At 73.3% G+C, this 19385-nt stretch carries 14 protein-coding genes; 11 read left to right on the top strand and 3 right to left on the bottom strand.

The window, feature by feature from the left end:
* Window positions 1-4: 4 nt before the first annotated feature.
* On the bottom strand, window positions 5-2110 hold the full coding sequence (locus tag IO30_RS0125230) for an ATP-binding SpoIIE family protein phosphatase (protein WP_078904816.1): 2106 nt from the start codon (window positions 2108-2110) through the stop codon (window positions 5-7).
* Window positions 2111-2409: 299 nt separating this feature from the next.
* Between IO30_RS0125230 and IO30_RS0125225 the strand changes: the two genes are divergently transcribed.
* A complete protein-coding gene (locus IO30_RS0125225; RefSeq protein ID WP_031146438.1) occupies window positions 2410-3519 on the top strand; it encodes a BTAD domain-containing putative transcriptional regulator in 1110 nt (369 codons plus the stop codon).
* A gap of 27 nt (window positions 3520-3546) precedes the next feature.
* Here IO30_RS0125225 and IO30_RS0125220 read toward each other — a convergent pair whose 3' ends face one another.
* Window positions 3547-4200, bottom strand: a complete 654-nt coding sequence (locus tag IO30_RS0125220) for a cutinase family protein (protein ID WP_031146436.1) — start codon at window positions 4198-4200, stop codon at window positions 3547-3549.
* 246 nt (window positions 4201-4446) lie between these two features.
* Here IO30_RS0125220 and IO30_RS0125215 point away from each other — a divergent pair, with 246 nt between their 5' ends.
* The 7 genes from IO30_RS0125215 (at window position 4447) to IO30_RS0125185 (ending at window position 15625) form a co-directional block, all read left to right on the top strand.
* A complete protein-coding gene (locus tag IO30_RS0125215) occupies window positions 4447-6108 on the top strand; it encodes a PLL family lectin (RefSeq protein ID WP_031146434.1) in 1662 nt (553 codons plus the stop codon).
* Window positions 6109-6400: 292 nt separating this feature from the next.
* A complete protein-coding gene (locus IO30_RS0125210; RefSeq protein WP_031146432.1) occupies window positions 6401-7147 on the top strand; it encodes a hypothetical protein in 747 nt (248 codons plus the stop codon).
* A 198-nt stretch (window positions 7148-7345) separates the two neighbouring features.
* Window positions 7346-8857, top strand: a complete 1512-nt coding sequence (locus IO30_RS0125205) for a DUF8189 domain-containing protein (RefSeq protein WP_031146430.1) — start codon at window positions 7346-7348, stop codon at window positions 8855-8857.
* A gap of 88 nt (window positions 8858-8945) precedes the next feature.
* Entirely contained in the window at window positions 8946-10994 is a 2049-nt protein-coding gene (locus tag IO30_RS0125200; protein ID WP_031146428.1) for a DUF8189 domain-containing protein, read from the top strand.
* Between the two features lie 511 nt (window positions 10995-11505).
* Complete coding sequence (locus IO30_RS0125195) at window positions 11506-12315, top strand: hypothetical protein (RefSeq protein ID WP_031146426.1); 810 nt, start codon at window positions 11506-11508, stop codon at window positions 12313-12315.
* The gene (locus IO30_RS0125190) at window positions 12312-13766 is read left to right on the top strand and encodes a serine/threonine-protein kinase (protein ID WP_031146424.1); all 1455 of its coding nucleotides are present in this window, start codon (window positions 12312-12314) and stop codon (window positions 13764-13766) included. The genes IO30_RS0125195 and IO30_RS0125190 overlap by 4 nt, the downstream gene beginning before the upstream one ends.
* Before the next feature lie 104 nt (window positions 13767-13870).
* A complete protein-coding gene (locus IO30_RS0125185; protein WP_031146422.1) occupies window positions 13871-15625 on the top strand; it encodes an immunity 49 family protein in 1755 nt (584 codons plus the stop codon).
* A gap of 35 nt (window positions 15626-15660) precedes the next feature.
* Here IO30_RS0125185 and IO30_RS0125180 read toward each other — a convergent pair whose 3' ends face one another.
* The gene (locus IO30_RS0125180) at window positions 15661-16212 is read right to left on the bottom strand and encodes a winged helix-turn-helix domain-containing protein (RefSeq protein ID WP_031146420.1); all 552 of its coding nucleotides are present in this window, start codon (window positions 16210-16212) and stop codon (window positions 15661-15663) included.
* Between the two features lie 643 nt (window positions 16213-16855).
* On the opposite strand from IO30_RS0125180, the gene IO30_RS0125175 reads away from it, so the two are divergent.
* The 3 genes from IO30_RS0125175 (at window position 16856) to IO30_RS48165 (ending at window position 18910) form a co-directional block, all read left to right on the top strand.
* On the top strand, window positions 16856-18058 hold the full coding sequence (locus tag IO30_RS0125175) for an acyl-CoA dehydrogenase family protein (protein WP_037895087.1): 1203 nt from the start codon (window positions 16856-16858) through the stop codon (window positions 18056-18058).
* 115 nt (window positions 18059-18173) lie between these two features.
* Complete coding sequence (locus IO30_RS0125170) at window positions 18174-18632, top strand: RrF2 family transcriptional regulator (RefSeq protein WP_031146417.1); 459 nt, start codon at window positions 18174-18176, stop codon at window positions 18630-18632.
* Between the two features lie 179 nt (window positions 18633-18811).
* Window positions 18812-18910 carry a putative leader peptide gene (locus IO30_RS48165; protein WP_386582087.1) on the top strand — a complete coding sequence of 33 codons (99 nt, stop codon included), beginning with the start codon at window positions 18812-18814 and terminating at the stop codon, window positions 18908-18910.
* The last annotated feature ends 475 nt before the right edge of the window (window positions 18911-19385 follow it).

Raw genomic sequence — 19385 nt, 5'->3', positions numbered from 1 at the left:
ATGATCAGCCGGACAGGCCCTCGGCCGGGGGGCCGCCTATGGGCTGTTCGGTCCAGATGGTCTTGCCCGTGCTCGTGAACCGGCAGCCCCAGCGGTCGGTGAGCTGCGCGACGAGGAACAGCCCTCGTCCTCCCTCGTCCGTCTCCCGTGCACGGCGCAGGCGCGGCTGGGTGCTGCTGGGGTCGGACACCTCGCAGACGAGTACCCGGTCGCGGATCAGGCGGAGCCCGACCGGTCCCCCGGCGTAGCGGATCGCGTTCGTGACGAGTTCGCTGGCGACGAGCTCCGTCACGAAACTCAGGTCGTCCAGCTGCCAGTCGGCCAGCTGGCCGACCACCAGCTCACGGGCGTGCGCGACGTGCGACAGGTCGGGCTCCAGCTCCCAGGCGGCGACCTGATCGGGCGGGAGGGCGTGGGTGCGGGCGAGCAGCAGGGCGACGTCGTCGGCGGGTTCGTGAGGCAGCACGCCGGCGAAGACGCTCTGGCTGACCTCACCCAGGGAGCGGCCGGGGTCGGCGTCGGCGAGGGCGCTCCTCAGCCTCTCCATCCCCTCCTCGATGTCGCCGCCGCGGCTCTCGACGAGTCCGTCGGTGAAGAACGCGAGCAGGCTGGCGGGCTCCACATCGAACTCGGTCACCTCGAACGGCATTCCGCCGACCCCCAGGGGCGGTCCGGGCACCAGGCCGACGAAGACCGGCTCCTCACCGGGCGGGAGCAGTGCGGGCGGCGGATGTCCCGCCGTGGCAGCGGCGCACCGCCTCGTCACCGGGTCGTAGACGGCGTAGAGGCAGGTCGCTCCGAGCACCGCCGTCTCGGATCGGGAGTCGCCGGTCGTCTCCTCGCCGGAGAGGCCGAGCACCAGGTCGTCCAGGTGCGTGAGGAGCTCGCCCGGGTCCAGATCGAGGTCGGCGAGGGTCTGCACCGCGGTCCGCAGTCGCGCCATGGCCGCGGTGGCATCGAGGCCGTGGCCGACGACGTCGCCGACGACGAACGCGATGCGCAGCGACGGCAGGGGGATCACGTCGAACCAGTCCCCGCCGACTCCCGAGCCGACGCCCGCCGGCTGGTAGACGCCCACCGTCTCCGCGGCGGCGCAGTCCACGGCCGAGCGCGGCAGCAGGCTCCGCTGCAGGGCCACCGCCGACCGGTGTTCCTTGGTGTAGCGGCGGGCGTTGTCCACGCCGAGTGCGGCTCTGGAGACGACGTCCTGGAGCAGGGCGGCGTCCTCCTCGCCGTACGCGGAGGGCAGCTGGCTGCGCCAGACCGTGACGCAGCCGAGGACCAGACCGCGCGCGTAGAGCGGAACCGCCACGGAGGAGTGGGCCCCGCGGGGGACGAACAGGCGCAGGCCCTGCGGATCCACGCCGAGCTTCGCGTGCAGGACGGCGATGTCGGGCACCAGCACGGGCAGCCCCTGCATGAGGGGACGCATCAACGGGCTGTCCCCGACGGGAGGGAGCGCCTCCCCCACGGCCAGGAGGTCCTCGGCGGATATCTCCGGGCTCTGCGCGGCTGCGGTCCGGCGCAGGCGGACGTCGCCGCTGGCGTCGAGGTGCGGGGGCTCGTCGCCCACCAGCACCTGCTCTGCGATGTCGACGGTCGCCAGATCGGCGAAATCCGGGACGAGCAGATCGACGAGGGTCTCGGCCATCTCCGTCACGTCCAGGGAGGTGCCGATGCCCGCGGCGGCGGCGTGGGACAGCCCGGTCCGGCGTCGCCGCGCATCGCGCTCGGCCGCCTCCGCCGCGGTCTCCGCCGGGGTGATCAGGACGAGCCACCGGGCGGGGGCGGGGGTTGGGGCTGCGCCATCGCCCGGAGTGCGAGCGGTGAGCCGGACGACCGTGCAGTCCAGAGCCAGCTGTTGACCGCCCAGATCGCCCGGACCGTCACTCGGAACGGTCATCGGGCGCGCTGCCGGTCCCGTGTCCGTGCCAGCGGGCGGCAGCAGCCCCAGCAGGGGCGCACAGGTCTGCCCCGGCGGGCAGTCCAGCAGCCTCGCGGCCCCCTGCGTACGGGCGACGACCACGCCGGTGTCGTCCAGTACGACCGCTGCCGTCTCGCTGACGGGCACCGAGGGCGGGCTCGGGGCACGACGCTCCGGTTCACGCATGTCGCCTCCACGCACCGTGACCTTCAGTATCGTCCCCGGGGCCGGACCCGGCGACCCGCAGCGCGCCCTCGCCGGGCGGCGCCCGCGAGCCCGGCGGCCGAGCCCGGCGGCCGGTCGCGGCGGGCGGTCGTGGCGGGCGGTCCTGGCGGGCGGTCCTGGCGGGCGGTCCTGGCGGGCGGGAAGGAGTCCCGGTCGTGCGTGTCACTCCGGATCGTTCCGGATGTCTTGCCCGGCGCTCCCCCCACTACCTTGTCGACGGCGCCCGTCAGACCGCCCAGCCCGGCGCCCGGGGAGCATCGATGCCGACGACCGCCACCACCGACCGCCCCGATGCCGCCGGGCTCGGGCAACAGGAGCGCAGGGTGCTCTCCGCGGTCGGCTGCGGCCTGCGGGACGAGGAGATCGCCGCGGCCCTCGCCGTCCCCGAGGAGGCGGTGGCCGAGCACCTCGCGCGGATCCTCGTGAAGCTCGGTCTGCGCGACCGGGCCGCCGCCATCGTCCACGCCTTCGACTGCGGCCTCGTCGTCCCCGGACATGGCCCCCGCACGCGGTCCGCCGGCCCGGTACTGCGAGCCGCCGCCGGCCGGGCGGCCGGACCGAAGGTCCACATCTCCGTCCTCGGACCGCTGCGGGCGTGCCGGGACGGGCGGCCGCTGAACCTGGGGCACCTGCGCCAGCAAGCGGTGCTGGCGGCGCTGGCACTGTGCGCGGGGCGGACCCTCAGCCAGCAGGAACTGCTCGACGACGTATGGGGGATGGAGCCGCCGGTGGCGAACGTGGTGCCGGTGTACGTCTACCGATTACGCAAGAGCCTGCGCCTCGGGGACGGCCCGGACTCGGTCATCGAGCACGCCCGGCACGGATACCGGCTGGTTCCCGGCGCGGTCGACGTGGACGTGGCGCGCATGGAGGAACTGGTCACCGACAGCGCTGGGGCCGACCGGGCGGGCGAACCGGCCGAAGCGGTCCGCCTGTGCGCCGAGGCCCTGGCGCTGTTCCGCGGGGAGCTCCTGGCCGGTCTGCCCGGGCCGCTCGCCGAACTGGAGCGGATGCGCCTCACCGAGCGCAGGATCGCCATCGTGCAGCGGAAGCTGGAGTGGCAGCTGCGCCTGGGCCAGGAATCGGAAGCGATCGCCGAGCTGTTCGCCGTGTCCGCGGAGCACCCCCTGAACGAGCCGTTGGCCGCGATGCTGATGCGGGCGCTGTACCGCAACGGCCGCCAGGCCGACGCCCTGGCCGCGTTCGACCGCACGCGGCGCCGTCTGGCCGACGAACTGGGGGTCCTGCCGAGCCAGATGCTGCGGCGTACGCACCGGATGATCCTGCGCGGCGACGAGACCGGGCTCGGCGCGGCTCCCTCGGCCGGGTGGCCGCGGGCACGTCGTGACGGGACGACGAGACATCGCTGACGCACCCGGCCGACGGGTGGTACGTGCCTACCAGGGATACCAGGCGCCGTTGTACCACTGCTCGTGGGCGCCGTCGTTGTGGTGGTCCATGTTGAAGTCCATGGGGTAGTTCTTGATGTGGTTCTCCGGGTAGGTCCAGATGCCGGCGGACTCGTCGCAGACGTAGTCCCAGTGGCAGATCGACTTGACGGGGATGTTGCCGAAGAACCGGTCGGCGCCCGCGAGCGGAGCGCCGATGAAACCGCCGAACGGTACGGCTCCGCCGTTGGCGCCGGGCGGGGCCTGGCGCTTGGGGTCCGCGATGAGGATCGCGTTGACGTTGTCGAAGGTCTGCCAGTTCTCGGTGACCCAGATGTGCACCACCGCGGCGCCCAGCGAATAGCCGCCCATCTTGACGTGCTGGCCCGGACATGCGGCGCGCTGGTCGCGGACCAGCCGGTTCAGCTCGTTGACGCCGGCCCGGGCGCTCGCGCCGTTGGGAATCTGGGTGGGGTACCCGACGTGCTGCTGGATGTTGCCGGTGAAGCCGTCGTTGTTCCATGAGCTGCCCGTGCCGCCGACGACGATCGTGTAGGTGCCCTCGCACGAAGCCGCTGCTTGAGCCGTGGACCCCTGTGCCACTGAAAGCCCGGCTGTCAGCAGGAGTCCGGCCAGGGCGGCCGTGATCCTCTTTGCTCGCATTCGATCCTCCCCATGTTGTCGGCCTGTGCGTCTGCTTCCCGATGCGGTACGCGGTCGGCCGAGGTCACCGCACGACAGTGGCAGCCGCCGATGACATCCCGATGAAACGCGCAGGGCCCGGCCACCGGTGAGGAAGCGGCCCATTCCATCGGCATTTCATCGGCTCCCCCTACTGTCGGCCGCCGACGAGCTGAGCTCCGTGCACCACACCTCACCCGACCTCAACTCACGCCGGAAAGGCACACCATGGCAAGAATCGGCTTATGCCGCGTGTTCACCAGACTGGCCTTCGTGGCCGGCATCTGGGCATTGGTCATCGCGATGACCACCTCGGTGGCAAGCGCCCGACAGGACCCCGCTCCGCGCCCGGGCGACGACCGGTCCGGCGTCTCCCGCTATTTCAGCGGCCCGCAGGGGCTGGCCATTCCGACCGTGCCCTGCGATCCGGCCGGTCCGTCGGCCACCGACGGCATCATGGCCGACCAGCTCAACCCGCAACTGCACGCGAAGATGGCCGGCTACCTGAACGCCTACAAGGTGTCGTGCGCGCGGATGGTGACGCAGGCGGTGAAGGACCGGGGCCTGAACCCGCGGGCCGCGACGATCGCCATCGCCACGATCATCGTGGAGAGCAGCATGAACAACTACGCCCAGGCCGTCGACTACACCAGCCTCGGGCTGTTCCAGCAGCAGGACTGGTGGGGTACCCGGGAGCAGCGCCTGAACCCGGCCTACGCCACCAACGCCTTCCTCGACGCGATGGAACAGCAGTACCCGGGCGGCTCGTGGAACAACGAGGCGATCGGCGAGGTGTGCTGGCACGTGCAGCGGCCGCGGGAGGACCTGCGCGGCCTGTACGCGATCGAGGCGGACGACGCGGCGCTCATCGCAGGCGCCCTGTGGTCCGGTACGGGCGGCGGCCCCAAGCACCCCTACGCCTCGGGCCGGGTGGTGTCCGGGCGGTCCGCGGACGGACGGCTGGAGGCCTTCGCCGCCGGTGCCGACGGCGTGTACCACGCGTGGCAGACCACGGTGAACGGCGCGTGGTCGCAGTGGCGGTTCGCGGGCGGTCCGCGCAACGCCCAGCTGGCGGTGGCGTCCAATGCGGACGGACGGCTGGAGTTGTTCGCGCTGTCGGACAGCACCTTCGACCACATGTGGCAGACGGCGCCCAGTGCGGGTTGGTCCACCTGGGAGAACTTCGGCGGCGGCGGATACCGACTGGCGGCGGGCACCAACACGGACGGCCGGATCGAGGTGTTCGCTTCGAATCCGGGCGGGGTGTTCCACCGGTGGCAGACCGCGCCCAGCGGCGGTTGGGCCGGCTGGGAGGGCACTGGCGGCGGCCCGGCCAACGCACGGCTCGCGGTCGAGAACGCACCCGACGGGCGGCTGGAGGTGTTCGCACTGTCTGACTCGACGTTCGAGCACCTCTACCAGACCGGTGTCAACGGCGGTTGGTCCGCCTGGGAGAACTTCGGCGGCGGCGGGCACGCCGTCACCGCCAGCTACAACCAGGACGGCAGGCTGGAGGTGTTCGCCTCCAACGCCACCGGTGTGTTCCACCGCTGGCAGACCAGCCCGAGCACGTGGTCGGAGTGGGCGGGCACCGGCGGGATCCCCAACGCCGAGCTGACCACGTCACGTTCGGTCGACGGCCGGGTCGAGGTGTTCGCGATCAACGGCGACACCGCGAGCCACGCCTGGCAGACCGGCCCGAACGCCGCGTACGCACCGTGGGAGACCTTCGGCGGCGGTGGCACCGGGATCGGCGCGGCCAACAACGCCGACGGCCGCATAGAGACCTTCGGCACCAGCCGGGCCGGCGTCTTCCACCGCTGGCAGACCGGGTTCACCAGCTGGTCGGAGTGGAGCTGGCTGAACGACTCCGGCCCCGCGGTCGGCTAGGTCGTCTCTTTCGGATCTTGGGCTGCCGTGTACTGGACGTACTCGGTTGCCCCGGCAGTGCGGCGAGGCGCGGTGCCGGGCGGCGCGGACCCGGCAAGATCCGAAAGAGACGGCCTAGTGGTGTGACCGCCCGGCCCGAGCCGGATGCGGTCCGCCCGCCGCCCGCTGACCTGGTCCGACGATCGGGAACAGCGGGCGGCAGCAGCCGTCCGGACCCGGTCCGTCGATGCCTGCTCGCCACTGATCACAACCACCCTCAGATACGACCTCGCAGAGCTACGCCGACGGCCAGATGCTGGGGTCGCTTCTCGCCGCCGCTGTGGCCATGGCCGTCATCTGGTTCGCCACCCGCACCTGGCGCCGCGGTCCCGTGCCGACCGGTGCGGTGGACGCCGAGCGAGCCGGCGCGCTGGCCGTACGCCGCAGCAACATCATCCGCGGCGTGCTGCTGGCCGTTGCCGCCGCCGGTCTGGTGCAGGCGTTCACCTCCTCCGGCGGGGAGCCCCCTGCCGCCGAGGCGGCCCCCGTCGGCCAGGAGACCGCAGACCGGGCTCCCGCCGACGGATCGAAGCCCCCGGGGCCCGGGCGCGTCATCGACGCGGCCCCGCAGGTCGGCGCGTACCGGCTGCTCACCGGCGCGGAAGCCGCCGCATACGACCAGCAGACCTCCGGGAAGGGGTACTCGGGCAAGCAGTGGTTCTACGACGGCCCCGGTCAGGGGCCGGTGGGCGCCGTGCTCCGGATCACCGCCGCCGAGTGGGACGCGCGCCTGGCCGCGGAGAAGCGCTCGGACACCACGGCGCAAGAACTGCGGAACTTCTTCGCCGGGGCGCGGGCAACCGAGGTCACCAGCTTCGAGGCGGGGCCCTGGGGCGGCTCGTTGAGCTGCGGGTTCCTGCCGTCCGCCGGACGTCCGATCCTGTGCGCGTGGACCGACGCCGGCACGTCCGGCAGCGTGTTGCTGGCGGACGAGAAGGGCCTCTCCGAGGCCGCCGGGACCGCCCTCCAGTTCCGCACGGCCTCGGAGAAGCGCACCTGACGACGGTGTGGCTCGGGGCGTCGTGCCCGAGCGCGTGGGAAAACGGCCCGTAGCCGAAGTGCGCCCGCCTGTCAGTCCGTAACCTTCCGGGGTCTGCCGGCCGGCACTCCGTTGCTACCTTCCAGAGCGCCGTTCGGCGCCCCTGGCACCGCACGTCCGTCCCACTCACCCCGAGCTTTCCAAGGGGAGGAGCATCTCGTGCTTCCCGGACTGTCCCGACGCGCTTTGACCTGTGTTCTCGCGGCGGCGGCCGCCCTGCTGCCCGCGCTGGTGGCCACGGCTCCCGCCGCGGCCCGGACCACCGACGCCACCGCGGCGTGCCCGGCCGCAGGCATCGTCTCCCAGCACTTCCACAGCGGCCACAACGGCGTCGACATCGCCAACGGCGTCGGGACACCGATCTACGCCGTGGGCGACGGCGAGGTGACCATCTCCGGGTACACCGGCGACTACGGCCAGTGGATCCGCGTCCAGCACCCCGACGGGAAGATCTCCGAGTACGGGCACATGTCCCGGCGGGACGTCTCCGTCGGCGACCGCGTCACAGCCGGCCAGCAGATCGCCCTGATGGGCTCCGAGGGGAACTCCACCGGCCCCCACCTGCACCTGCGGATCTGGGGCGACCGGTCCGCCTCCTACGGCATCGACCCCGAGGCCTACCTCGCGGAGCGCGGGGTCGTGCTTCCCTGCAACCCGGGCAGCGGTCCGCGGCCCAAGCCGCTGGTGTATCCGGCGGAGTCGGGCCGTGTGGTGTCGGCGCGTTCGGCGGACGGGCGCCTCGAAGTGTTCGCCTCCGGTGCCGAGGGCGTGCACCACGCCTGGCAGCAGGAAGCGAACGGCAACTGGTCGGCCTGGGAGCCGCTGGGCGGACCGGCCAACGCCGAACTGGCCATCGCCCCGAACGCGGACGGCCGCCTGGAGATGTTCGCCCTGGGCGGCAACACCTTCCAGCACCGCTGGCAGTTGTCCCCGTCGGGCGGCTGGTCGAACTGGGCGGACTTCGGCGGCGGTGGCAAGGACACCGCCGCCGGAGTGAACGCAGACGGCCGCATCGAGGTCTACGCCTCCGGACCGGTCGGGCTCATGCACCGGTACCAACTGGCCCCGAACGGCTCCTGGTCCGCATGGGAACCCACCGGCGGCGGCCCCGCCGACAGCCGTGTCGAGATGGAGAAGTCGCCGGACGGCCGCCTGGAGGTGTTCGCCCTGGGCGGCAACACCTTCGAGCACCAGTACCAGACGGCCCCCAACGGCGGCTGGTCCCCGTGGGGCGCCTTCGGTGGCGGTGGCCATGACCTGACCACCGACCACAACGCCGACGGCCGCCTGGAGGTCTTCGCCTCCGGTCCGGTGGGCGTGTTCCACAAGTACCAGACGAGTGCGACCAGTTGGTCGGAGTGGGAGCCGACGGGCGGCCCCGCCGACGCGCAGCTCACCAGCGAACGCACCCCCGACGGCCGCATCGAGGTCTTCGCCATGAACGGCAGCACCGCCATGCACTCCTGGCAGACCGCCGTCAACGCCCCCTACAGCGAATGGGCAGCGTTCGGCAACGGGGGCACCGAAGTCACCGCCGCCGCCAATGCCGACGGCCGGATCGAGATCTTCGGCACCAGTGCGGCCGGCACGTACCACCGGTGGCAGACCGGCTTCTCCACCTGGTCCGAGTGGGTGTGGGTCAACAACACCGCCGGCCCCACCGTCGGCTGACCCGTCCGCGACCTCCCCGCACCCCCGTCCCGGGGCCGGCCGTGCCCGTACGGCACGGCCGGCCGCCACGGCCCGTCTGGAGAGACCCATGCCCCCGATCACCAGGCGGAACCTGCTGCGAGGCGTTGCCGGGGCGGGCGCCCTCACCTTCCTCGGCGACGGCCTGACCGTGGCGGCGACCGCGACCGCGACGGCGACGGCCGAGGACGGCCCGCCCCCTCAGTGGGTCGGCGCGGGACCCATGGCGTTCGTCCACGACCCGTCGACCTCCGCCGGACCGCGCTACCTCAACGACCACACGCTGATCAAGGCTCAGGGCCGCTGGCACCTGTTCGCCATCGTCGGGGACAGTGCGCCGCGCGGCGAGTCCCCGGACAGTACGGCGGAGATCTCCTTCGCCCACGCCTCCGCGCCGAGCCTGCAGGGTCCGTGGACCAGCCATCCCGACGCGCTCACCGTCGACCCGTCCTATTTCGGCGAGGAACACCTGTGGGCGCCGCACGTCGTGGAGGCGGACGGCAGGTTCTGGATGTTCTACGCCGCGGGCGGCGCGAGCGGCGCCGCGGTCAACCTCGCCACCTCGACAGACCTGTTCACCTGGACCCGCGAGCCGTCCGGCCCGCTGTTCCGGGGGATCGCAGCGCGTGACCCGATGGTGCTGCGGGTCGGCGGCGAGTGGGTCATGTACTACACCGAGGTCTCGGGCGCGGGCGGCCACCACGTCGTGGCCCACCGGCGCTCCGCAGACCTCCTGCACTGGAGCGATCCGGGCATCGCGTTCACCGACGCGAGCACGGACGCGACGGTATCGGTCACCGAGTCGCCGTACGTCGTCGAACGGGACGGCTGGTACTACCTGTTCATCGGGCCGAGGAACGGCTACGAGGGCACCGACGTCCTGGCGTCCCGGAACCCCTTCCGCTTCGACCTCGCCGGATACGCGGGACACGTGCCCGGGCACGCCGTCGAGGTGGTCGCCGACGGGGGGACCTGGCACGCCAGCGCAGCCGGCTGGTTCCGGCACGGGCTGTACGTGGCGCCCCTGTTCTGGCGGGACACGCCACCGCCGTGGCAGAGCCCGGACAATCCGGTGGCCGGGCTCGATGCCGACGGCCGTCTGACGCTGTTCGCGCTCGACGCGTCGGACCGCTCGATGCTGCGCCGCGTCCAGCTCGACCCGTCCACCGACACCTGGTCGCCGTGGGAGCCCTTCGGAGGGCCGGCCGGGGCGGTGCCCACGCTCGGCCGCACCACCGACGGCGCGCTGGAGGTGTTCTCGCTCGCCCCGGGCGGCGCGAACCTGCACCACCGGGTGCAGCGCCCGGACGGCGGCTGGCACGGCTGGGAGGAGTTCGGCGGCCCGGCCGGGGCCGCCCCCGCCGTGGCCCGCGACGCCGACGGGCGGCTGGAGGTCTTCGCCCTGAGCCCCGGCGGCGCCTCCGTCGCACGGCGTCGCCAGAGGTCACCCGGATCACTGGCCTGGGACCCGTGGGAGCCCGGCTTCGGCGGTCCCGCGGGGGCGCCCCCGGTGGTCGCGGCCAACGCCGACGGCCGGCTGGAGGCGTTCGTCCTCTCCCCCGGCGGCTCCGGGATCCTCCACCGGTGGCAGGAGGCCCCGGGCGGCCCGTGGACCGCCTCATGGCACCACTTCGGGACCGCGGCGGGAGCCGCGCCGCGGGTGGCCCGGGACGGCAGCGGCCGGCTCACCGTCGCCGCGATCGGGCCCTCGGGCGTGGGGACCTTCTCCCGGCGGCAGGCCGTGCCGAGCGGCGGCTGGGACGGATGGCTGCCGATGTTCGGCTGGAGCGCCGCGGCACCGGCGTTCGCCGCCAATGCCGACGGGCGGCTGGAGGCGTTCTCCCTGACGCCCGCCGGCGCCCGGCTCAGCCACCGCTGGCAGGTCACTCCGGGCGGGAGCCCGGATCCCGGCGGGGAGTTCGGCGAGCCCGGCGTCAGGCTCGCCGGCACGCCCACGGCCGCGCTCGACCCCGCCGGGCGGATGCACGTCTTCGCCGTCACCGCCGAGGGCCGGATGCGGACCCGCGTCCAGGTCCGGCCCAACGGCGGGTGGCAGCCGTGGACGGCCTTCGGCGATCGCGCGGTCGCGCCCCTCGTTCCGGGCAGTCCCGCTCTCTGAGCGCCGGGCCGGGCGCGGAGTTCGGATTTCGCCAAGCGAAAGGAGCGAACGGTGGTCCGGTCGCACCGCGAAGCTGCCGAACCGCCGGTTCCGCCCCTCGTCGCACGGTGACTTTCCCCACCTTGCGGGGCGTACGACGAGGTATCCGCGCCCGGCGCGGGAGGGCAGCTTCCGCTCCCCGGCCGCCGGCCCCGGCCGGCCGTCCCCGCGCTCCCCGGCCTCGGGGATGGGGCCGTACCGCCCGGCAGGGGCCCGGAGAATGCCCCGACCGTCACTCCTGTCACGCGGTCGTGGTGACCCCGCGCCACGACGCCGGACGCCCCTTGCCGGATGCGTCGCCGGGCGCCCCTCGGAGCACGGATCGGGGAGTGTCCTCGCGCCGCCGGGGGCCGGCGGCCCGCCCCGCCCGCGGGCCCCTGCCGAAGTGGCCGAAGTACGCCGGTGAACTCCCCTGAGAGATGAGTATCGTTCCGCTCGTCGGACAAGCACGACGCGTGGAACAGGGGGAACGGTGAGCGGCGTAGTCGTCCATCTGCCGCCGGGAAGCGGTGGCACCGGCGGCGGCGAACCGTGCGGTGACGCGGTGACGTTACGGCTCGGCCCCGGCGAGGTCGCCCGCTTCGGGCGGGGCTCCGCGACGATCCCCGTCGAGCTGCGGCTCGCCGATGCGGCGATCTCCCGGCTCGCCGGGGAGATCCGGGTGACCGACGACCACTGGCAGCTGACGAACCACAGCACCACCCACAGCTATCTCGTGGAGAACCCGGAGGGGGCGGGGGAATACCTGAGGGTCCCGCCGCGCCGGGTCGGGGCGCCCATCCCGTTCGAGTTCTCGCGCGTGGTGCTGCCCACTCGCAGTGACGTCGCCGTCTCCTTCCAGGTGTTCGCGCCCGACCACGTCTATCTGGACCCGGAGGCCATGGGCGTCCCCTGGGGGAACCACACGGTCACCGCGTACTCCCTGGACGAGACCGCCACGTACTTCCTCGTCCTCGTCGCGCTCTGCGAACCACGTCTGCGCGACCAGTCCCGCGTCGCGGTCCCCACCACCCCACAGATCGTCGAGCGGCTCAGGTGGCACGCCAACTGCGGCACGCTGACCGCGCGGGCGATCAGCTCGCACATCGACTACCTCGCCGAAGAGAAGCTGCGCATCGGCGTCCCGGACTCCACCGAACGCGGCAAGGGCGACCGCCGCAACGGCAAGCGGGAGGAGATCGTCGGGCTCGCCCTGCGGTTCGGGCTCGTACGCGAGGAGCACCTCGCGCTGCTGCCGCCCCTGTCAGGGGCCGGCGGGCGGGAGCGGCAGGCCGAGCGATGACCCCGCCGCTCGGCGTGGGGTGCACGACGGAGTGCGACCGCTCCGACCTGCTCCCGCCCGGCTACCGGGTGGGAGACTGGGCGGTCACCGAACTGATCGGGTCCGGAGGCTGGTCCACGGTCTACGGGGCGCGGCCGGCCGACGGGCATCCGGACCGGACCGGCGGGGCAGGCGGACCGGACCGCCCTTCGGGCCCCTCCGACGTCGCGCTCAAGATCATGCCGACCGCCGGGCTGGCCCCGCGCCAGGCGCGCCGGATCGTGGAATCCGCCCGCCGCGAGGTCGAACTCGGGCGCAGGGTGGGGCATCCGCGGCTGATCGGGTTCCTGGAGACCTTCGTCCTCGCCGCCCCGGACCGGCCCTCCCTGGACGGGGCGATCGTACTGGTCATGGAACGGGCCGCGGCCAGTCTGCGGGAACTCGTCGATGCCGGGGTACCCGAGGGCGACCGCGGCCGGCTGATCGCAGGGATCTGCGAGGGGCTCTCCCACCTCCACCGGTCGGGCTGGGTGCACGCCGACCTCAAGCCCGAGAACGTCCTGCTGGGCACGGACCGTTCCGTGAAGCTCTCGGACTTCGGCCTGGCCACCGAGCTGACGGGGACGCACGGGTACGTGCCTCCCATGGGCACCCTGGACTACCTGCCGCCCGAGCGCTGGCGGGCGCCCCTCGGGGAACTCGGCGTACAGGTCCGGCCGAGCGCCGACATCTGGGCCCTGGGCATCGTCATCCACGAGGTGTTCGCCTCCGGTGCCTCACCGTTCGCCGGGGCCACACCGGTGGCGCGGGGGGCCGCGGTCCAGGAGTACGGCGCCGGGCGTGCCCCGCTGCGCATGGACCACGCCCTGCCGCCGTTCTGGCGCGCGCTGGCCGCCGACTGCCTCGCCCCGACCCATGCGGCGCGAGCCCGGCACACCGCCGACAGCCTTCTGGCCCGCATCGTCGCGCACCAGGGGACGTCAGGTGCGGGTGCGGGTGCGGGTGCGGGCAGGTTGCAGGGCCGGGCCCGGGCCGCGCTCCTCGCCACCGCGCTCTGCGGGATCGCCGGGGCGGGCCTGTGCTCGGACGCCGCACGGGTGGGCCCGTCCGCACCGGGCGGCCCTGCGGACGCGGCGGCCGGCACGGTCCGGGTGTTCAACGCGGAGCGTGGCTGCCAGGAGCGGGCCGACCGGGACCCGCAGTGCAGTCTGGGTCTGGCGATCGATCCCCTGGAGCCGTACGCCGCGGGCAACGTCGTACCGACCCGGGTGTGGCACGGCGACGTCCTCGCCGCCGAGTGCCAGCTGGCCGACGGGCAGCCCGTCATCAACGAGGAGGACCTGCGGTCCACCCGCTGGTACCGGGTCCGCCTCCCGTCCGGATCCGCGGCCCCCGGGGCATGGCTCCCCGCGGTACGCACGAAGGAACGCCCGGCCCTGCCGGGGTGCCCGCACCCCACGTCGCTGCGCTGACGCCCGGGCCGTCCCTTCGGGATCGTGCCGGGCCCGCGCTGCCCGGCACGGTCCGAAAGGGACGGCCTAGGCTGGTCGCAGGGATTCGATCAAGGAGCAGGGCAGTGCACATAGAGCGTCACCAGGTGAGCGGGGCCGTCGTGTCGGCGGCACGCGAGGACTTCACGAACCGCATCGGGGGTCAGGTGCGGTCCATGTCGCGGGCCGGCCGGATGGCCACCTACGAGTGGCAGTCGATCGCCGACGAGTTCCTCGACTACCTGGGCGCCCTGTCCGTCGAGACGACCGATCTCGACACCGCGGAGGCCAGGACCGCCCTCAAGGACGCCTCCGAGGCCGCGGCCGGCGCCGTCGCGTACGCGGCGTACCACCCGCACTGCAGCTTCAACGTCTTCCTGGAGTACGTGAACTTCGGCATGAGCTACGAACCGGGTGCCGACGCACCCGCGGAGAGCGTCACGCCCGGGGATTGGATCGATGCGCTCTGCCTGTCGGTCCTCAGGGACAAGGCCAAGTGGCACGGCGAGGAGTTCACCTTCGCGCGGCAGAAGTTCGCCGAGCAGGCGAAGGGAACCCCCGCCGGCGAGCTCGCCACGGGGTTGACGGCCGTGGCCCTGGACGACGCCGGCGACGGCGCGTACCCGCCGAGCGGGCAGGCCAAGCTGGCCGCCGTCGACGCCGCCCTGGACCGGATCGGTACCCGTGCGGCGGAGACGGGCGAGCCCCTCCTGGACCAGCCGAACGGCCTGGCGCTGCGGACGTTGCGGGCGCTGGTCGCCGAGGACCGCCCGGGGTTCGACGCCGCACTGGCCGAACTCCTGGTCAGGCACGGCGCTCTGCACGGTCCGGCGGACTCCCCGAGCAGCCTGCTCCCGCTCGTGCCCATCGCCCTGGCCGCGATCGCGTACCGGACGCTGGGCTGGGCGCCGGCCGTTCGCACCGACTACCTCCCGCACGCGCTGGTCACCGGCTTCGAGACCCGGGGGCCGCGGGTCGCAGGGCTCGGCCGGAACCGGCGTCCGGACGCGGTCGCCGCGCTCGCCGCGGGCCCGCTGGTGGTGGAGCGTCCCGCCTGTGAACGCGAGGGGATCGCGCGGATCGAGGCCATGTACGAGGAGCACCTGCGGGAGGCGTTCGCCCCCGCCGACGGGGAGCCGCTCGCCGTCTGGCGCCTCGGCAGCGTGATGGACGATCAGGAGCGCCTCTTCCAGTGGCGGGCGGGCAATCCCGGCGACACCCTGGACGCCCAGCTCGCCACCCTTCGGCTGGCCTCGCGCGCGGGGGCGGCCCTGTTCCGCATCGCGCTCGCGGAGCCGGGCACCGAGGTCGAGGTGAATGTCGACGGCCGCACGCTGCGCTACCGGGCCGAGCGCGGCAGGGATGCCGGTGCCGGGCGCTGGCAGACGGCCACCGCCTTCGCCCTGATCACCGGCGTACGCGAGGACCTCGCCCCGCTGGTCCTCACCGGTCCCGCCTTCGCCCGCCCGGACGGCTCCGCCTGCACCGCGTACCGCGAGGCCCTCCACGCCTATCTGAAGGGCGCCGAGCCCGAAGCGGCCGCGCAGCGGGCGCTCGACGAGGCCGAGAGGGCCAAGGACTGGGGCTTCGCGATGCCTCCGGCCGTGCTGCTCTCCCAGCTGGTGGAGGGTGACGAGGAGAGCTTCAACCTTGCTGTGGCCGACGCGCTGGAAGCCCACCGTGCGTACTACGAGGTGGGCGACCGCTCCGACTATCCGGAGGTCTCCGTCGACCTCGACGTCCTCGCGCTGGCCTGCCACGCCCGCCGACGCGGCTGGGACATCCGCGTCGAATCCCCCTACCTCCCACAGGAACTCCTGCGCGCCGCCGAACCCTTCTAGCCGTCCGCGCCCGGTGGACCTTTCCGGTCACAGCACTAGCGCTGGGCGGGCGCGTACTTGTAGCCCACGCTGCGCACCGTGGTGATGCGGTCCCGGTGGGCGGGGCCGAGCTTGCGGCGCAGCCGGGCCACGTGGACGTCGACGGTGCGGCCGTCGCCGACGTGCCCGTAGCCCCAGACGCCCGTGATGAGGGCGTCGCGCGTGTGGACCGTGTACGGGTGGGCCACGAGGTGGGCCAGGAGGGTGAACTCCAGGTAGGTCAGATCCAGTTCGCGTCCGTCGACCTCGGCCGTCCGGCGTGCCTGATCGATGCGGACGGCATCGTCGGAGGGGGCGGGTCCGAGGTGGGGTGCCGGTCCCGGCTGCGGAGCCGGAGGCGTTCTGGAGTCCAGGGGGCGGAGCTCCGGGCGGATGCCGTGCGACTGCATCAGCGGTGCCGGGTCGACGTCGGCCGGCAGGAACACGAGGTAGCCGACACGGCTGCCGTCGGTCCCGGCCGCGGGCGCGCCCGGCAGGCGGTCCGCAACCAGCTGGAGACGGGGGGCCGGGGAGCGGGGGGTGGAGTGTGCGGGAAGTGCGGTGGTCACGATGAGCCCCTTCGGCTGCTCGGACTGACGTACGGATGCCGGGCGTCGGCCGCGCCTGGGCATACGGGCGTCCGTGACGGATCCGACCGTGCGGGGCGGCGCACCGTGCAGAGGGAAGCGGCGGCCGGGAGGCCTGCGCGCCTCGAAGCGGTGCCCTGGCGAAGATGCCCGAAAGAGACGGCCTAGAAGGGTCGGCAGGCGGCGCTGGCCACGAGACGGAAGTCAACGTGCCTGCGGCGCACGAGCAACGGCTGCGACGGGGACATGGTCACATCGTGCGGTGCCCGACGAGCACACGTCAATACTTCCCTACTGATCACATAGGAAATAGCGTCCGGGCCCGGACTGCGGACAGGCACGGGCCGTCGAGCCTGACGGGCTGAAATCTGACGCTATGTCATCTCTCATCACAAGACGGCACTGTCCACCATGCGGTCGCGGTCTTGCCGGGAAGGTCGCTTCGGGCGATCATCCCTATCAATCCGATGGGAAAGGTGGGGATTCGGTCCGCCTCGCACCCGGCCGACGCCACCCGACAACGCTCCGGAGTAGCCGACATGACCTCTGCCATGCCCCGTGGCACCGCTGTCCGCCCAGCCCCCGCGCCAAGCGGCGGCGTCCGGGTCTGTCGGTGACGCCGCCCGTGCCCAAGACGCCGAGCACCACCCTCCGACGGTCCGCCGAGGAGCAGCGCCGCGCACTGCTTCGTACCGCCCGGGACGTGGCGGACGACCTCGCCGCGGACGCCATCGCCCGCGACCAGGCGGGCGAGCCGCCGACCGACGAGGCGGCCCGGCTGCGCGAGGCCGGCCTGCTGGCGGCCCTCACCCCGCCCTGGCCGGACCGCGGGGCGGACTGGCTCACCGGATGTGCCGTCATCCGCAGGATCGCCTCGGCGGACAGCTCCGTCGGCGAGGTGCTCGCCCGCCACTACGCACACGCCTGGAGCGGACGCTTCTACGCGAGCCGGCACCACGCGGCCGCCCTCGAAGAGGAGTCGGTGCGCGAGCAGTGGCTGTGGACCGGCGCGATCCGCACCCCGGAGCCCGACGACGACACCGAGGGCCCGGACCTCACACTGGTTCCGCGCGACACCGGCTACGTACTGAACGGGTGCCGGTCCGTGGACACGGCGGTGGGCGTCGCGGACCAGATCGTGGTCGACGCCCTCTGCGCCGTGACCGGCGACCTCCTGGTGGTACTGGTCCCGCCCGGCGCCCGGGGCGTGAGCATCGAACCCGCCCGGGGCCGGCTCGGGCAGCGCGTCGTGGGCGCGGGCGAGGTGGCGTTCGACCGGGTCACCGTCCCGCCCGGGCAGGTGCTGGGCCGCCGGCCGCACGACGAGGAGTCGACGGCGCCCTTCACCGCGCTCGCCGAGCCGGCGCTCCGCCTCGCCCTGTGCCACGTCGGCCTCGGAATCGTCGAGGGCGCCCTGACCGAAGCCCGCGACCTCAGCAGGGGCGGTCGCGCGCACCGGCTGCCCGGCACGGACCCGGACCTCTTCCTGACCTACGGGGAGCTCGCCTCGGCCGCCCAGACGGCCACCGCCGTGGTCGACCGGGCGACGGAGGTGATGGCGCAGGCCCTCGACACGGGTGCGCGGCTCGACGCCGAGGAGCCCGCGGACGTCGCCGCCCTGGTCGCCACGGCCGAGACGGTGACCTCGAAGGCGGCCCTGCACGTCTCCGCGCGGGTGCTGGAACTCGCCGACGCCCCGGGCCTGGACCGCTTCTGGCGCAACGCCCGCGTCCTGACGGCCCACCGTCCTGCCGCGCACCGTCTGCGCTCCATCGGGCAGCACTATCTGAGCGGCTCCCACCACGCGGTGGCGGCCGCCTTCCACTGACGCGGGGGTCCCCACGGGTCACGATGCCGGGGGACCGCCCGCGCCGGGCGGTCGCGGCCGCGGGTCGCCCCGCCGCCGCGACCCGCGGCCCCGAGCCGTACGGGATAATGTCCGCATGCGGATCTCAGCAAGGGCGGACTACGCGGTACGTGCCGCACTGCAGCTCGCCGCGTCGCAGGACGACGGGCCGCTGAAGGCCGAGGCGATCGCCGACGCCCAGGACATCCCGCACAAGTTCCTCGAAGGCATCCTGAACGACATGCGCCGGGGCGGTCTCGTGCTCAGCCAGCGCGGCGGCAACGGCGGCTACCGGCTGGCCAAGCCCGCCGGGTCCATCAGCATCGCGGACGTCATCCGCGTGGTGGACGGACCGCTCGTCTCGGTGCGCGGGGTCCGCCCCCCGGACCTGTCCTACACCGGCCCCGCCGAGGCGCTGCTCCCCCTGTGGATCGCACTGCGGGCCAACGTGCGCGAGATCCTCGACGGCGTGTCCCTCGCCGATGTCGCGGCGTCCGACCTGCCCGTCGACGTGGCCGCGCTGAGCCAGACCCCCGACGCCTGGACCAATCCCTGACTCCTCGGGGCCCCTCCGCCTCCCCTCCGTTTCCCCCTCCGACTGCCCGGCCCACCTGCGCTTTCTCGCATCGCGAGATGAGAGCGTCCAGCATGCGGTCAGCCTCTTGGGGCGGTTCTTCCTCTCTGCCAATATGCCTACCAACCAGGTGGGAAAACTAGGAATCAAGTGAGGTGGCCATGCGAACACTGCTCCACGCGGGCCCCATGCCGCCTCTCACATCCCGTCGGCACATCGACCTGGTCCGTACGTCCAGCGCCATCTGTCAGCCTGTCTGACACTTCGCTGGACCAGGCCCGGGCCGCAGAACACCGCTGCGGCACCGCACCGTTCCGCCCGCCGCAGGCGCCCGGCCGACGTCACCGCCCGCGCGCCACGCGTCCAGTTGCGCGACGTACGGGCCCGTCATCCAGCCCGGGGCACCGGCCACCCGTCCGCTCCCAGCCTGCGATCCCGCCGCCGACGCCGGGACCGGGCGCCGGGTGCGCCGCCACCCCTGCCTGTGCTTCTGGTCCTGCCTCTGCTTCTGCCCCGCCCTTCCCCGTAGCCCACTGAACGCCCTCCCGTGAAAGGACACCTCCGTGTCTGCCGCAAGACCGCTCACCCTCCTGCGCGCCGTCGCCGTCACCGCGACGCTCCCCCTGCTGCTCACCGCTTGCGGCTACGGCTCCGAGGCCAAGAAGGACGACCCCAAGGACAAGGCCGCCAACGTGGCCGACTCCGGCCAGAAGCTCTCCGCGTCCGAGGTCCGCA

It is taken from the genome of Streptomyces xanthophaeus (genome assembly GCF_000725805.1).
GTDB lineage: Bacteria > Actinomycetota > Actinomycetes > Streptomycetales > Streptomycetaceae > Streptomyces > Streptomyces xanthophaeus.
This window is presented reverse-complemented; position numbering and strand designations above follow the sequence as displayed.

Bases quoted from the DNA above. Each gene is read 5' to 3' on its own strand.
- IO30_RS0125230 (WP_078904816.1), bottom strand. From the start codon at position 2,110: ATGCGTGAACCGGAGCGTCGTGCCCCGAGCCCGCCCTCGGTGCCCGTC.
- IO30_RS0125225 (WP_031146438.1), top strand. From the start codon at position 2,410: ATGCCGACGACCGCCACCACCGACCGCCCCGATGCCGCCGGGCTCGGG.
- IO30_RS0125220 (WP_031146436.1), bottom strand. From the start codon at position 4,200: ATGCGAGCAAAGAGGATCACGGCCGCCCTGGCCGGACTCCTGCTGACA.
- IO30_RS0125215 (WP_031146434.1), top strand. From the start codon at position 4,447: ATGGCAAGAATCGGCTTATGCCGCGTGTTCACCAGACTGGCCTTCGTG.
- IO30_RS0125210 (WP_031146432.1), top strand. From the start codon at position 6,401: ATGCTGGGGTCGCTTCTCGCCGCCGCTGTGGCCATGGCCGTCATCTGG.
- IO30_RS0125200 (WP_031146428.1), top strand. From the start codon at position 8,946: ATGCCCCCGATCACCAGGCGGAACCTGCTGCGAGGCGTTGCCGGGGCG.
- IO30_RS0125190 (WP_031146424.1), top strand. From the start codon at position 12,312: ATGACCCCGCCGCTCGGCGTGGGGTGCACGACGGAGTGCGACCGCTCC.
- IO30_RS0125170 (WP_031146417.1), top strand. From the start codon at position 18,174: ATGCGGATCTCAGCAAGGGCGGACTACGCGGTACGTGCCGCACTGCAG.
- IO30_RS48165 (WP_386582087.1), top strand. From the start codon at position 18,812: ATGCGAACACTGCTCCACGCGGGCCCCATGCCGCCTCTCACATCCCGT.